Source organism: Tardiphaga sp. 839_C3_N1_4 (assembly GCF_051811045.1).
Classification (GTDB): domain Bacteria; phylum Pseudomonadota; class Alphaproteobacteria; order Rhizobiales; family Xanthobacteraceae; genus Tardiphaga.
Genome location: NZ_JBPWQD010000001.1, coordinates 544,932 through 556,984, shown reverse-complemented (window position 1 = coordinate 556,984; position 12,053 = coordinate 544,932). Strand labels below are relative to the sequence as shown.

Here is a 12,053-nt window from a genome sequence, read left to right as displayed (position 1 = left end):
GAACGCAAGGTGCAATGCGGCAGAATTGGGTGGACTGCCTGTCGCACTGACTTCGCCCTTAGTCGTAGGCAGTTAGCCCCCTGCGCATACAGAAAGCAGAGTCCGCCTGCGACCGGTCCACCGTGCAGAACGCACCATCTGTTTGCGCCGCAAGGAGCTTTGAAAATCGCTCGTTAATTGTATTGCGAGGGGACTTCCCGCGTTCATTGATTATTTGCTCGCTGTACTCATACTACCCTCGATCGATATCAGGGGGATCGTTGCCGTGGACTTCCAGAGCGCCGACGCGTCCGTGGTGAAGTCCATTCGGCAGCGCGATTTGCTGAACTGCTGGCTACGGCTCTATGCGCCGCAACAGGCCCTGCCCGACATTGCCAACTATCGCCCGGATCGGATGGACGACGAACGTCCCGATCTCGTCGACTACATTGTCGATCACAGCACGGCACCGCCGCGGCTCATCATCGACAGCAACGGCACCCGCATGGCGAGCGCCTATGGTACCACCGGCAAGGGCCGCTATCTCGACGACTATCTCGGCCCGATCCTCGGTCCTGTCGTGCTGCCGGCCTATCATGAATGTATCGCGCGCGAACTGCCGACTTACACCGTCTCAATGATCGACGATGTCAACGGTCGTGTTGTCGCCTATGAACGGATGCTGATGCCGTTCTCATCAGGCGATGGCGTCACCCATATCATCGCATCGCTCAAGACCATCAGCGAGGACGGTGGATTCGAAATCAAAAATCTGATGCGCGGCCATCACAGCGTGCCGGTACCGAAACTCCGCGCAGTGATCGATCGCAGCCTGTCCTATCGTGCGCCGCACCGGCTCGCGGCCGGCGACGTCGTCGAGATCGACTGATCACTATTTTACGTCTTTTGCGTAAATCTCCGGCTTGAAGCCGACCACGAGCCTGCCGCCAAGATCGAGCACAGGCCGCTTGATCATCGAGGGCTGCTCGAGCATCAGCGCGATCGCACGGCTCTCGTTCAGACCTTCCTTGGCAGCGTCATCGAGCTTGCGGAACGTGGTGCCGGCGCGATTGAGCAGCGTCTCCCAGCCGACCTCCTTGGCCCAGCGCTGCAGCCGCGCCTTGTCGATGCCCTCCGCCTTATAGTCATGGAAGCTGTAGGCGACATCGTGGCTATCGAGCCAGGCGCGTGCCTTCTTCATCGTGTCGCAATTCTTGATGCCGTAGATGGTGATGGCCATGAGATGTCGCCGTGCCTGCCAGAGTGATCGTCGTTCAGACCTGACTAGCAGATCAGGCAGCAGCGGCTGACAGCAAATCCGCGATCATCCACAGAGGCGGCCGATGATGCTGGGGCCGGCATCATCAGCTTGTCCTCCAGATCTCAGGCCGTGCGCCTGCGGTTCGCGAAGATCAGCCACAACGCGGACAGCAGGAAATAGAAGGCGCCGAAGCCGGCATAGGGTGCGACGTCCACGATTGTCGGCACTGTGGCGCCGCCCGCCTGCTTGACAAAGAACAGGCCGGCCGCGGTCGACTGCGCGCCGCTCAGGATCATCGCCCACTGCGCGCCAAATGCGCGCCAGCGTCGAACGCCGGTCACGAGCTGCGCGAGGCCCGCCAATGCCGCCCAGACGCCGAACACCGCGAGTACGGCATTCATCCCCGTGCGCAAGGCGATGGCCACGGCCAGTGCGGCAATGAGGCTCACCCCCACATTCAGCGCCTGCGAGGGATTGGCCAGCAAGCCCCCGCTGCCCTGGGCATCGAACCAGTTCGCAAGTGCATCCCAGGCGGGATAGCTGGCCAGCAGGATGGCGGCGGCCCCGGGCGACGAGGCGCCAACGGTGAAGGCGGCTGCCACCCAGGCTGCCGCGACGATGCCGCGGACGAGGTAATAACGTGCGAGGTCGCCGCTCCCTACGGCCGGCAGGCTGGCGGTTCCCTGTGGGACGGTCATGTTGGTCTCCATCGAAGCTGGGACCTGGCGCTCTCCACCGGGCTGGCGGAAGAACTTCGGTCAAATTACATATTACGATAACTAATATCGCGATATGTTTATTGGCTTGAGCAGGCCGCCTTGTCCATATTTATTTATCGCGATATACGTTATTGTGATATCGACGTGAGGAGAGTGCCGTGGTGCCCGCCGACATTCCGCTGGATCACCAGCTCTGTTTTTCGCTCTACAGCGCCAGCATGGCCATCGGCCGCGCCTACAAGCCGCTGCTCGACGCGCTGGAGATCACCTACCCGCAATATCTCGTGCTGAGCACATTGTGGGAGGGCGGCGCGCAGAGCGTCGGTGGCATCGCCGACCGGCTGGCGCTGGAATCGAGCACGGTCACGCCGCTGGTGAAGCGGCTCGAACAGGCCGGCTTCGTCGCGCGCAAGCGCAATCCGGAGGATGAGCGGCAGGTCGTCGTCAGCCTCACCGCCAAAGGCATGGGTCTGCGCGAAAAATCCCGCTGCCTTGGCGAGACGTTGTTCGCCGCGGCCGGCATGACGCCGGAACGGTTGATCGCCCTGAACAGCGAGGTCCATACCTTTCGCGATGCCGTGGCCAACTACACCGGCAAGACAGGCGCGACTGTGGCGGAGACCGCCGACTGACGCGGATGATACGCGACAGGTCGCTGGCGAATCTGTCGTAAGGTACCGGACACATTCAGCGCCGGAGCGATCATGGAATTCACCGCCCTCTTTCTGGCGATCGTCATCACGATGCTCGTTGCATGGTATGGCAGCCGCAGCCTCACATTCTCTCTGTTCGCCGTTGTGCTAATCGCCTGCGTGGCAACCTTCCTGCACCACGCCACCGACGCGCTGAAACTGTCGTTCTGAGGCCATCATGACCTCACAGCGCGCTATCGCCCTCAACGTCCTCGCACTCTACGCCCTCGCCGCGCTGCTTGCCGGCGCCTTTGCTGCACAGCTGCTGCTCGGCGACCTGCCCTGCCCGCTATGCCTGCTGCAGCGGATCATGTTCGCGCTGCTCGCCATCGGCCCGATCCTCAACATCCGCTTCGGCCCGGGTCCCAGCCACTATGCGCTGTCGCTGCTTGCAGCCGTCGTCGGCGCCATCGTCTCGACGCGGCAGGTGCTGCTGCACATCATGCCCGGCGATCCCGGCTTCGGCACCGCGCTGTTCGGCTATCACTACTACACCTGGGCACTCATCGGCTTCATCGCGGCCATTATTCTGTTGTCGCTGGTGCTGCTGTTCGACCGGCAATTCGAGAAGGATCCCGCTGCTCACCCGACGCCCAGTTTCATCGCGCATGTTGCCGTCTGGCTCGCGATCGGCCTGACGGCCGCGAACGTCGCCTCGACCTTGCTCGAATGCGGCTTCAAGGCCTGTGCGGACGATCCGGTGGTGTATGAGCTGCTGAAGCGATAGCCACCGCGACACTGAGGCGCCATCGGCTATAACTCCAGTCGCCGTGTAATCCTGACATTCTCCAGAAACGTCTCGTCGTGGCTGACGATCACGAGCGCGCCCTCATAGGCACGCAGGCCCGCTTCCACGGCCTCGATGGAATCGACATCAAGATGATTGGTCGGCTCATCGAGGATCAGTAGTTGCGGCGGCGACACACCACCCATGACGCAGGCGAGACCAGCCCGCAGCATCTGCCCTCCGCTCAGCGTGCCAACGATCTGAAGCGCAGCATCGGCGCGAAACATGAATCGCGCCAGTGCGGCGCGGCAGGCATTCTCGTCGGCTTGGGGATGAAGCCGTCGAAAATTATCGCGGATCGTCTGCGACGGATCGAGCAGACTGACCTGCTGGTCGAGCATGGCGAAGTCGACCAGCATTCGCACGGCGCCGCTGACGGGTTGAAGCACGCCGGTGATGAGGCCTAGCAGCGTCGTCTTGCCGGAGCCGTTCGGACCAATGACGGCCACACGTTCAGGCCCGGTGATGAAGAACGAAAGATCGCGAATGATTGGCGCCGCCGTTGGATAACAGAAGCTCACGCCATCGAGCTGCAGGACCATCCTGTGGGCCGGAAGTCCAGTCGGCGAAACCGCAACGGACAACGGTTGCAGGATTTCGATGTGCTCCCGCGCCGCAGCCAGCGCATCCTCCGCCCGAGACTGCTGACGCTCAGCCAGCCGCGTGTGCTCGCCGCCTGTATCCTCGCTGCGGTCCTTCATGCCACCGAGCGCGATCCGGGGCGCACCGCCTTTTGCACTTTTGATACGCCCTGCCCGATCCCGACGCGCTTGACGCTCGGCCGTCGCCTGTGCCCGCCGTGCAAGATCACCAATACGCTTTTCCGCATCCGACAGATCGCGCTGCGCGGATGCAAGTTCGCGCGCCTTGCGGGTGCGATAGCGTGTCCAGTTGCCGCCGTAACGCGTCGCGCCGAGCGAAGTCAGCTCAATCGTTGCATCCATCGTGTCGAGCAATTCGCGATCATGGCTGACGACAATGGCTCCCGCACGCCAGCCGGCGAGCAGATCGATGACTGCCCGTCGGCCGTCACGGTCCAGATTGTTGGTCGGCTCATCCAGCAGCAGAAAATCCGGATCGGCAAAGACCAGCGCCGCCAGTGCGGCGCGTGTCCGCTGGCCACCGGAGAGCGCTGACAGCGCCACGTCATGGCTAACATCGAGCCTTACCCGCCCGAGGCACCGAGCCATACGCGTTTCGATATCCCAGTCCGCCAGCAAAAGCTCTTCGGCCGTAGCCGTGCCGGCTTCCGCGCGAGCGAGAAGATTCAATGCATCAGTTGCGCCGAACAGATCGGCAACCATCTCGCCAGGACGGAGTTGCAGCGCCTGCCGCAACACCGCCAGCCGGCCATGAACGCTCACACTGCCCTGATGAGGCGCGAGATTGCCGGACATCACGCGCAGCAGCGTGGATTTCCCGACGCCGTTACGGCCGACCAAGCCGGCGCGCTCGGCGCCAAAACTGAGATTGAGGTTGGTGAAAAGCGAGCGGCCGTCAGGCGTCGCGACAGACAGATCGGATATAGTGATGTGGGCTGGCATGGATAAACTTCTCCCGGAAAACAAAGCGAACTGGCGTTGTCACCTGGGCGAAATCCATCGAAGCACACATCCTGTTGAAATGACGATGGCGGCTAACTAATCGCGAACTGCGGCGCGCTTGTGGCGTTGGCAAATTCGCCCGGTCCCTCTAACAACGACGCCATGACCAATCTCATGCCCCTCGCTGCCGCCTTCGCTCCGTTCGAAACGTTGGCGTCTTCGCTTCTGCATCACGTCAAGACCGACGACGGCTCGCATGATGTCGCGCATCTAGCGCGTGTCTGGTCCAACGTCCGCACCATCCAGGAAGTCGAGGGCGGCGATCCCGAAATCCTGGCGGCAGCGACGCTGCTGCACGACTGCGTCGCCGTCGAGAAGAGCTCACCGCTCCGCGCCAGTGCCTCGCGCCTCGCTGCCGAACACGCGGTGACCCTGCTCGCCCCGTTCGGCTGGACGACCGAGCGGCTCGAGCGCGTTGCCCATGCCATCGCGGCGCATAGTTTCTCGGCGAAGATCACACCTGAAACGATCGAAGCGCAGATCCTGCAGGACGCAGACCGGCTGGACGCCATGGGCGCCATCGGCATCGCGCGCTGCTTCTACACCGCCGGGCGGATGCAGTCCTTCCTGTACGATCCGGAAGACCCGGCAGCACGCCATCGCCCATTCGACGATCGCAATTTTGCGATCGATCATCTGCCGGCCAAACTGCTGACGCTCGCGGAGGGCTTCAACACCGCCACCGGCCGACGCATGGCGCAGGAACGCCACGCGCGGACCGAGGCGTTCCTCACCGCCTTCATGAGCGAGGTCGGCGCGTCCTGATATGGGCGCTCACGGCGCCCACTTCGTGAACACGTAATCCCGCTCCTTCACGCGTGCCTCGTGACACGCAAAGCAGGTTTCGTGCTGGGCTTGATCGACCGGCTTGCCGTTAATGAAGCGGCCGAAGCCCCAGCCCCCTGATGCGGCGTATTTCTTCGAATCCTTCACCATCACCTGCACCGTGGTCGCGGCGCCAGGGATCGAGGCGGATTCGAATTCCGGCGACTGGGTGTGCTTCCAGGCCAGCTTCACCAGCACCGTGCCATCGGGAAACGGCAGCTTGCCATCCCGATAGGCTTTGATGGCGATGTCGTTACCGACCACGGCGCGCAGCTCGTTCAGAGGCTCAGCCTCCTGCGCCGGCGCGATCAGCTCCCATTTGCGGTAGCCGTCGGGAAGGCCGACGCCGTAGATCGGCGACAGGTTGGCGGGATTGGCCGTGCTGGCGGCGAAGGCCGCCGCCACCGCGGATGACACCACGCCTGCCGCGAGACTCGCTGCGAGAATCCATCGCATCGCAGATCTCCCTCAGCGTGCCATCGCGTCGGCGTCGATGATGGCCTGGGCGAATTCGCGCGGCGCTTCCTGCGGCAGGTTGTGACCGATGCCGCCATTCACCGTGCGATGCTCGTACTTGCCGGTGAACTTCTTCGCATAGGCCTTGGGATCGGGATGCGGCGCGCCATTGGCGTCGCCTTCCATGGTGATGGTCGGCACCGCGATCACCGGCCCCTGCGCCAGCCGCTTCTCCAGCTCGTCATACTTCGCCTCGCCTTGGGCGAGTTCGAGCCGCCAGCGATAATTATGGATGGTAATGGCGACGTGATCGGGATTCTCGAACGCCTTGGCCGAGCGGTCATAGGTGGCGTCGTCGAAATTCCACTTGGGCGAAGCCAGCTTCCAGATCAGCTTGGCGAAGTCGTGCCGGTACTTGTCATAGCCCAGCCGGCCGCGCTCCGTGGTGAAGTAGAACTGGTACCACCATTCCAATTCAGCCTTCGGCGGCAGCGGCATGCGATTGCCCTCCTGGCTGCCGATCAGATAGCCGCTGACGGCGACCAGCGCCTTGACGCGCTCAGGCCAGATCGCGGCCAGGATGTCGGCCGTGCGGCCGCCCCAGTCGTAACCACCGACCACGGCCTTCTCGATCTTCAACGCGTCCATGAAATTGATGATGTCGGTGGCCAGCGCCGCTGGCTGGCCGTTGCGCACCGTCGCATCGGACAGGAAACGCGTCCCGCCATAGCCGCGCAGATACGGGATGATGACGCGGTAGCCGGCCGAGGCCAGCAGCGGCGCGACATCCACATAGCTGTAGATGTCATAGGGCCAGCCGTGCAGCAGCAGCACAACAGGGCCGTTGGCCGGGCCATCCTCGGCATAGGCGACGCTGAGGTCGCCGGCATTGATCTGCTTCAGCGGCTTGAACGACGCGTGCGTGCCGCGCTTGACGGCCGGGAGCTGCTTGCCGGCCTTCGCGGCCTGCGCCGCCGCCGGGCCAATGCCAGCAAACGGCGCCGCTGCCAGGCCCATAATCGCCGCGCCCAGCAGGCGGCGGCGGTTGAGGTGGGGGCTGTTGGGATTGTCATTCGTCATGGTGCAAATCCTCCGGGCAATGACGGTTGAGGCCGTCGATGTGCGGACCATGCCGCGGTACCGGCATCCTCGCTTGAAGATTTCTCCGATTTTCTCTTGAGAAGGCCATGATTTATCGTTGAGACGGGGTGTGCTAGGGGACGCTCCTGCGCAAAAGGCCTCAGCGCGACAACAGGTATTGGACCCCCTATCTTGCTGTTTCAGTTCGACGAATTCGTCCTCGACACTGACCGGCGGGAGCTGCGGCGGGGCACGGACACGGTGGCGGTGGAACCGCAGGTGTTCGACGTGCTGGAATTCCTGATCCGCGCCCGGGACAAGGTCGTCAGCCGTGACGATCTGCTAGCCGAGGTCTGGCATGGCCGCATCGTGTCCGAGGCGACGCTCAGCAGCCGGGTCAACGCGGCCCGCACGGCCATCGGCGACAATGGCGAGCAGCAGCGGCTGATCCGCACCTTGCCGCGGAAGGGATTTCGCTTCGTTGGCGAGGTCTTCGAACAAACCGACAGCCCCTCTCCGCTCGCTGTGACGGCGCCAGCAACTGCACTCCTGTCCAAATCTGCCGATCCCGAAGGGCTGTCGATTGCGGTCCTGCCCTTCACCAATATGAGCGCCGACCCCGAGCAGGACTATTTCGGCGACGGCATCGCTGAGGAAATCATCACCGACCTGTCGCGTTGCAGCGGCCTGTTTGTGATCGCGCGCAATTCGTCATTCACCTACAAGAACAAACCGGTTGATATCCGTGAGGTCGGCCGCACGCTTGGCGTCAATTATGTTCTGGAAGGCAGCGTCCGCCGTGTCGGCGAACGGCTGCGTATCATCGCGCAACTGATCGACGCGCGCTCCGGCGCACATCTGTGGGCCGACCGTTTCGATGGTGATCGCAGCGACGTGTTCGACCTGCAGGACCGCATCACCGAACGCGCCGTGGCTGCCATCGAGCCGACGCTGCGCATCGCCGAAATCGAACGGCGCAGGCACAGCCGTCCGAACAAGCCCGATGCCTATGACTTGCTGCTGCGCGCCTATGGATTCGAACACGACTTCACGCCGGCGAGCATGAGTGCGGCGCTGGGTTGCCTGCATCAGGCACTGGCGCTCGATCCGACCTACGCCCCGGCGATGGCGGCCGCCGCCTATTGCCACGCGCAGCGACACTTCCAGGGCTGGATCACCCCGGACGATACCCATCGCGGCGAAGGCCTGGCACTCGCACAGCGCGCCATCGAGCGGATGCCGAACGATCCGCAGATTCTCTGGATGGCCGCCTTTGCGATGTGGAATCTCGCCGAGCCGCAGACGGCAAAGGACGCTGCCATCGAATTGTTCCGCCGCTCGCTCGCGATCAATCCAAACTCCGCCACTGCACTTGCACTGGCCGGATGGATCGAGACCATGCGCGGGCAGCAGCAGGCCGGACGCGCTCTGCTCGACCAAGCGCGCCGGCTGAACCCGCTCGATCCGCGCGGCTGGTTCGTCTCCGGTGCGCTGGCCATCGCCGCGATCATCGACGAGAACTATGCCGAAGCGATCAGCTGGGCGGACAAGGCGCTGCTGCAGAACCGCCGCTTCGCCGTCGCACTCCGCGCGCTCGCCGTGGCGCTCGTCAAAACCGGCGAGCATGAACGCGCCGCACAGGTGGTCGAGGAGTTGCTGACCATCGAGCCGGAGCTGACAGTCTCCGCTTTCTTTGCGCGCATCCCCGTCCCCGTGGAATCGATGGCGCAAACCTACGCCGTCGCCCTGAAAGCCGCGGGGCTGCCCGAATGACGATCCGCCCGATCGTCCGCTATCCTGATCCGCGTCTCGCGCAGCCGGCAGCACCTGTCACGGTGTTCGACGATGCGCTGCGCGCGCTCTCTGACGATCTGCGCGATACTATGCATGCCGCCCCCGGCATCGGCATCACCGCGCCGCATATCGGCCTTTCCCTGCGCGTCGTCGTGCTCGATCTCGGCGATAGCGCCAGGACCTATGTGAATCCGGAGATCACATGGGCCTCGCCCGAGATGATCATGCATCAGGAAGGCAGTGTCTCGATGCCCGGTGTGAATGACGATATCCAACGTCATACTCGTATCCGACTCGCCTATCAGGATCTCAACGGCAATACGCAGATCGAAGAGTCAGACGGCCTTCGCGCGGTGTGCCACCAGCACGAGATCGACCAGCTCAACGGCATGTTCTGGATCCAGCGCCTCTCGCGCCTCAAGCGCGAGCGGCTGATCAAGCGGTTCGAGAAGTTGTCGCGCGCCTGAAACGCGCGACAACCGTCACGTCCGCCGCTGCGATTGGCGGCATCGGCCGGATATCAGCCTGAGCCAGGGCACGGTATGGAACAAACTCATGAAGGCATACATCACCGCCATTCCACTCCACGGCGATGAACGCGACGTTGAACAGAGCAGGTCCGGCGAACTGCTATCGAGCACACCCGTCAGCAGCGCCATCAGTGCGAAGGCCGGTGCGGCCGCAAGGCTTAGCCAGTCGGCGGCCGGCGCAAGGCTAGCCATTTTCCAGCGATAGGCCTTCGTACGATCGACGTCGTCGATGGCGCTAATCATCGGTCTTCCGGAACGTCGCCTCTCCGGCGGCAGAGACTTCGACCCATTTCTTGTCGGGTGCGGCGCCGGCGACATAGTTGTCGTGCCAGTTCCACCATTTGTAGGTTGGAGTCTGCGGGTAGCCTTCGGGCGAATCCTCCCAGACCTCCTGGCGGCCGAGCGGCGTCGCGTCGAGATAGCTCCAGGTGGTCCCCATCGCCTCGTCGCCGCGGCTGTTGATGAAATAGGTGCGGAACACGCGATCACCGTCGCGGAAGAACACGTTATGGCCGTGCCACTCGTCGACCCCGAAGTCGGCGTCGAAACTGTCCGTGATGGTGACCCAGGGCATCGTCCAGCCCATCCGCGCCTTCAGGCGCGCGATGTCCGCCTGCGGTGCCCGCGAGGCGTATACGAGGGTGGTATCGCGGGCATTCAGATGCGCGAGGTGGGCGACCTGATCAGCGCCAAGCGAACAGCCGCGGCAGGCGTGATCGGGCCAGCCGAACACGCCTGGCTCGAAGAAGGCGCGATAGACGATCAACTGACGGCGGCCGTCGAACAGGTCGAGCAAGCTGGCTTGGCCATCGGGCCCTTCGAACGCATAGGCCTTATCCACTTCCATCCACGGCATTCGCCGGCGCTCGGCCGCCAGCGCATCGCGCGCACGCATCACAGCCTTCTCCTTCACGAGCATGTCCGTTCGCGCGGACTCCCATGCCTGCGGTGACACAATCGGTGGTGTTTTCATCGGTGCCGTCATCGTCTTCTCCATTTTCGTCCATCGTCATGCGTTGCCGGCACGACTTGCCGGTTGATCGTCGTGAGGTAGATTAGGATCCGGCAATGGACGGGTGGGAGTGACAAGTGTGGCGGGATTTGAATGGACTCCCTGATCACCGCCGCAGGTCATGCGCTCGCGGCGGGTGATCCGCTGGGTGCGTTGAAGCGTGTTGCATTGCGCGATGACCCGCCGGCGCTCGCGTTGCGCGGCATCGCAATGGCGCAGCTCGGCGATTTCGCACGCGCGAAGGAGCTCGTAAAACGGGCCGCGCGCGCCTTCGGTGCGAAGGAACCGGTGGCGCGTGCGCGGTGCATCGTCGCCGAGGCGGAGATTGCGCTTGTCTCGCGCGATCTGAACTGGCCCAGCAAGGCGCTCGACGCCGCGCGGCTCACGCTCGACGCCCACGGCGACCATGTGAATGCGGCCTATGGCGGCTATCTCGACGTCAGGCGCCTTCTCCTGATCGGACGTCTCGACGAAGCCGAACGCAAGCTCGGCGCCCTCGATCCTGCGCCTCTGCCGCCCGCCTTGCGTACGGCGCACGCGCTGGTCGTCGCCGGCATCGCGATGCGCCGCCTGCAGGCGAAAAAGTCACGCGCCGCCATTGCCGACGCGCAGCGTGCCGCCAGGCTTGCCCGCATTCCGGCGCTAACGGCCGAAGTGGACACGGCATCCCGACTTCTCGATGCTCCCGCTGCGCGTCTGATCGCACGCGGCGGCGAACGCGTGTTGCTGCTCGACGATGTCGAGGCGTTGCAGAATTCGAAAGCCATCGTCATCGATGCGTGCCGGCATGTCATCCGCTGCCAGAAGACAGAGCTGTCGCTGGCGACCCGGCCCGTTCTGTTCGCCCTCGCCCGCGCACTTGGCGAAGCATGGCCTGCGGATGTTTCCCGCGAAACGCTGCTGGCGCGCGCATTTCGCGCCAGACATGCCGATGACTCCCATCGCGCGCGGCTCCGCGTCGAGATGGGACGGCTGCGCAAACTGCTTGCGCCGCTGGCCGAGGTGAATGCGACCAAACCCGGTTTTGCGCTGGTACTACGCCGCGCCCGCGACGTCGTCGTGCTGGCGCGGCCGGTCGAGGAAGAACACGCCGCAGTGCTCGCGCTTCTCGCCGATGGAGAAGCCTGGTCGAGTTCGGCATTGGCGCTGGCGCTCGGCACGAGCCAGCGCAGCGTTCAGCGGGCACTCGACGAACTGGCGGTGGAGAACAAGGTGCAGCCGCTCGGTCGCGGTCGCGCACGCCGCTGGACGTCGCCATCCCTGCCGGGACTCGCGACGATGTTGTTACTCCCGCCGCCGCTGCCGGATCACTAG

Annotated in this window: 15 protein-coding genes; 8 read left to right on the top strand and 7 right to left on the bottom strand. The window is 63.8% G+C overall.

From position 1 onward, the window contains the following. Positions 1 to 265: 265 nt before the first annotated feature. Positions 266 to 868: a hypothetical protein gene (locus AB8A38_RS02975; RefSeq protein ID WP_439084932.1), complete on the top strand. Its 603-nt coding sequence runs from the start codon at positions 266 to 268 to the stop codon at positions 866 to 868. A 3-nt stretch (positions 869 to 871) separates the two neighbouring features. Here AB8A38_RS02975 and AB8A38_RS02970 read toward each other — a convergent pair whose 3' ends face one another. Together AB8A38_RS02970 and AB8A38_RS02965 are read right to left on the bottom strand one after the other, a co-directional pair. Then, on the bottom strand, positions 872 to 1,219 hold the full coding sequence (locus AB8A38_RS02970; protein ID WP_439084931.1) for an ArsC family reductase: 348 nt from the start codon (positions 1,217 to 1,219) through the stop codon (positions 872 to 874). A gap of 143 nt (positions 1,220 to 1,362) precedes the next feature. Beyond that, the gene (locus AB8A38_RS02965; protein ID WP_439084930.1) at positions 1,363 to 1,938 is read right to left on the bottom strand and encodes a DUF308 domain-containing protein; all 576 of its coding nucleotides are present in this window, start codon (positions 1,936 to 1,938) and stop codon (positions 1,363 to 1,365) included. Positions 1,939 to 2,117: 179 nt separating this feature from the next. Here AB8A38_RS02965 and AB8A38_RS02960 point away from each other — a divergent pair, with 179 nt between their 5' ends. The 3 genes from AB8A38_RS02960 to AB8A38_RS02950 all read left to right on the top strand — a co-directional run bounded on the left by AB8A38_RS02960 (position 2,118) and on the right by AB8A38_RS02950 (position 3,378). After that, complete coding sequence (locus tag AB8A38_RS02960; RefSeq protein WP_439084929.1) at positions 2,118 to 2,591, top strand: MarR family winged helix-turn-helix transcriptional regulator; 474 nt, start codon at positions 2,118 to 2,120, stop codon at positions 2,589 to 2,591. Between the two features lie 72 nt (positions 2,592 to 2,663). After that, on the top strand, positions 2,664 to 2,822 hold the full coding sequence (locus tag AB8A38_RS02955) for a DUF5993 family protein (protein ID WP_439084928.1): 159 nt from the start codon (positions 2,664 to 2,666) through the stop codon (positions 2,820 to 2,822). Between the two features lie 7 nt (positions 2,823 to 2,829). Beyond that, positions 2,830 to 3,378, top strand: a complete 549-nt coding sequence (locus AB8A38_RS02950; protein ID WP_439084927.1) for a disulfide bond formation protein B — start codon at positions 2,830 to 2,832, stop codon at positions 3,376 to 3,378. A gap of 26 nt (positions 3,379 to 3,404) precedes the next feature. Here AB8A38_RS02950 and AB8A38_RS02945 read toward each other — a convergent pair whose 3' ends face one another. Next, positions 3,405 to 4,982, bottom strand: a complete 1,578-nt coding sequence (locus tag AB8A38_RS02945; RefSeq protein WP_439084926.1) for an ABC-F family ATP-binding cassette domain-containing protein — start codon at positions 4,980 to 4,982, stop codon at positions 3,405 to 3,407. A gap of 162 nt (positions 4,983 to 5,144) precedes the next feature. Between AB8A38_RS02945 and AB8A38_RS02940 the strand changes: the two genes are divergently transcribed. Next, positions 5,145 to 5,807, top strand: coding sequence for an HD domain-containing protein (locus AB8A38_RS02940; protein ID WP_439084925.1), 663 nt, complete (start codon positions 5,145 to 5,147; stop codon positions 5,805 to 5,807). 9 nt (positions 5,808 to 5,816) lie between these two features. Here the strand turns inward: AB8A38_RS02940 and AB8A38_RS02935 are convergent, their stop codons facing one another. Together AB8A38_RS02935 and AB8A38_RS02930 are read right to left on the bottom strand one after the other, a co-directional pair. Then, positions 5,817 to 6,323 (bottom strand): cytochrome P460 family protein, encoded by a 507-nt coding sequence (locus tag AB8A38_RS02935; RefSeq protein ID WP_439084924.1) that lies wholly within the window; start codon positions 6,321 to 6,323, stop codon positions 5,817 to 5,819. Positions 6,324 to 6,335: 12 nt separating this feature from the next. Beyond that, on the bottom strand, positions 6,336 to 7,403 hold the full coding sequence (locus tag AB8A38_RS02930) for an alpha/beta fold hydrolase (RefSeq protein ID WP_439084923.1): 1,068 nt from the start codon (positions 7,401 to 7,403) through the stop codon (positions 6,336 to 6,338). Between the two features lie 192 nt (positions 7,404 to 7,595). Between AB8A38_RS02930 and AB8A38_RS02925 the strand changes: the two genes are divergently transcribed. Together AB8A38_RS02925 and AB8A38_RS02920 are read left to right on the top strand one after the other, a co-directional pair. Beyond that, complete coding sequence (locus tag AB8A38_RS02925; RefSeq protein ID WP_439084922.1) at positions 7,596 to 9,176, top strand: winged helix-turn-helix domain-containing protein; 1,581 nt, start codon at positions 7,596 to 7,598, stop codon at positions 9,174 to 9,176. Continuing rightward, entirely contained in the window at positions 9,173 to 9,664 is a 492-nt protein-coding gene (locus AB8A38_RS02920; protein WP_439084921.1) for a peptide deformylase, read from the top strand. Before AB8A38_RS02925 ends, AB8A38_RS02920 begins: the two co-directional genes overlap by 4 nt. Positions 9,665 to 9,679: 15 nt before the next feature. Here the strand turns inward: AB8A38_RS02920 and AB8A38_RS02915 are convergent, their stop codons facing one another. Then, complete coding sequence (locus tag AB8A38_RS02915; RefSeq protein ID WP_439084920.1) at positions 9,680 to 9,970, bottom strand: hypothetical protein; 291 nt, start codon at positions 9,968 to 9,970, stop codon at positions 9,680 to 9,682. Beyond that, positions 9,963 to 10,712: a DUF899 domain-containing protein gene (locus tag AB8A38_RS02910; RefSeq protein WP_439084919.1), complete on the bottom strand. Its 750-nt coding sequence runs from the start codon at positions 10,710 to 10,712 to the stop codon at positions 9,963 to 9,965. Before AB8A38_RS02910 ends, AB8A38_RS02915 begins: the two co-directional genes overlap by 8 nt. 120 nt (positions 10,713 to 10,832) lie before the next feature. Between AB8A38_RS02910 and AB8A38_RS02905 the strand changes: the two genes are divergently transcribed. After that, positions 10,833 to 12,053 (top strand): helix-turn-helix domain-containing protein, encoded by a 1,221-nt coding sequence (locus AB8A38_RS02905; protein WP_439084918.1) that lies wholly within the window; start codon positions 10,833 to 10,835, stop codon positions 12,051 to 12,053.

What these genes read in the sequence shown, in the direction of transcription:
- AB8A38_RS02935 (WP_439084924.1), bottom strand. Translation starts at nt 6,323, where the DNA reads ATGCGATGGATTCTCGCAGCGAGTCTCGCGGCAGGCGTGGTGTCATCC.
- AB8A38_RS02970 (WP_439084931.1), bottom strand. Translation starts at nt 1,219, where the DNA reads ATGGCCATCACCATCTACGGCATCAAGAATTGCGACACGATGAAGAAG.
- AB8A38_RS02965 (WP_439084930.1), bottom strand. Translation starts at nt 1,938, where the DNA reads ATGACCGTCCCACAGGGAACCGCCAGCCTGCCGGCCGTAGGGAGCGGC.
- AB8A38_RS02915 (WP_439084920.1), bottom strand. Translation starts at nt 9,970, where the DNA reads ATGATTAGCGCCATCGACGACGTCGATCGTACGAAGGCCTATCGCTGG.
- AB8A38_RS02910 (WP_439084919.1), bottom strand. Translation starts at nt 10,712, where the DNA reads ATGACGGCACCGATGAAAACACCACCGATTGTGTCACCGCAGGCATGG.
- AB8A38_RS02945 (WP_439084926.1), bottom strand. Translation starts at nt 4,982, where the DNA reads ATGCCAGCCCACATCACTATATCCGATCTGTCTGTCGCGACGCCTGAC.
- AB8A38_RS02955 (WP_439084928.1), top strand. Translation starts at nt 2,664, where the DNA reads ATGGAATTCACCGCCCTCTTTCTGGCGATCGTCATCACGATGCTCGTT.
- AB8A38_RS02950 (WP_439084927.1), top strand. Translation starts at nt 2,830, where the DNA reads ATGACCTCACAGCGCGCTATCGCCCTCAACGTCCTCGCACTCTACGCC.
- AB8A38_RS02920 (WP_439084921.1), top strand. Translation starts at nt 9,173, where the DNA reads ATGACGATCCGCCCGATCGTCCGCTATCCTGATCCGCGTCTCGCGCAG.
- AB8A38_RS02940 (WP_439084925.1), top strand. Translation starts at nt 5,145, where the DNA reads ATGACCAATCTCATGCCCCTCGCTGCCGCCTTCGCTCCGTTCGAAACG.
- AB8A38_RS02905 (WP_439084918.1), top strand. Translation starts at nt 10,833, where the DNA reads ATGGACTCCCTGATCACCGCCGCAGGTCATGCGCTCGCGGCGGGTGAT.
- AB8A38_RS02930 (WP_439084923.1), bottom strand. Translation starts at nt 7,403, where the DNA reads ATGACGAATGACAATCCCAACAGCCCCCACCTCAACCGCCGCCGCCTG.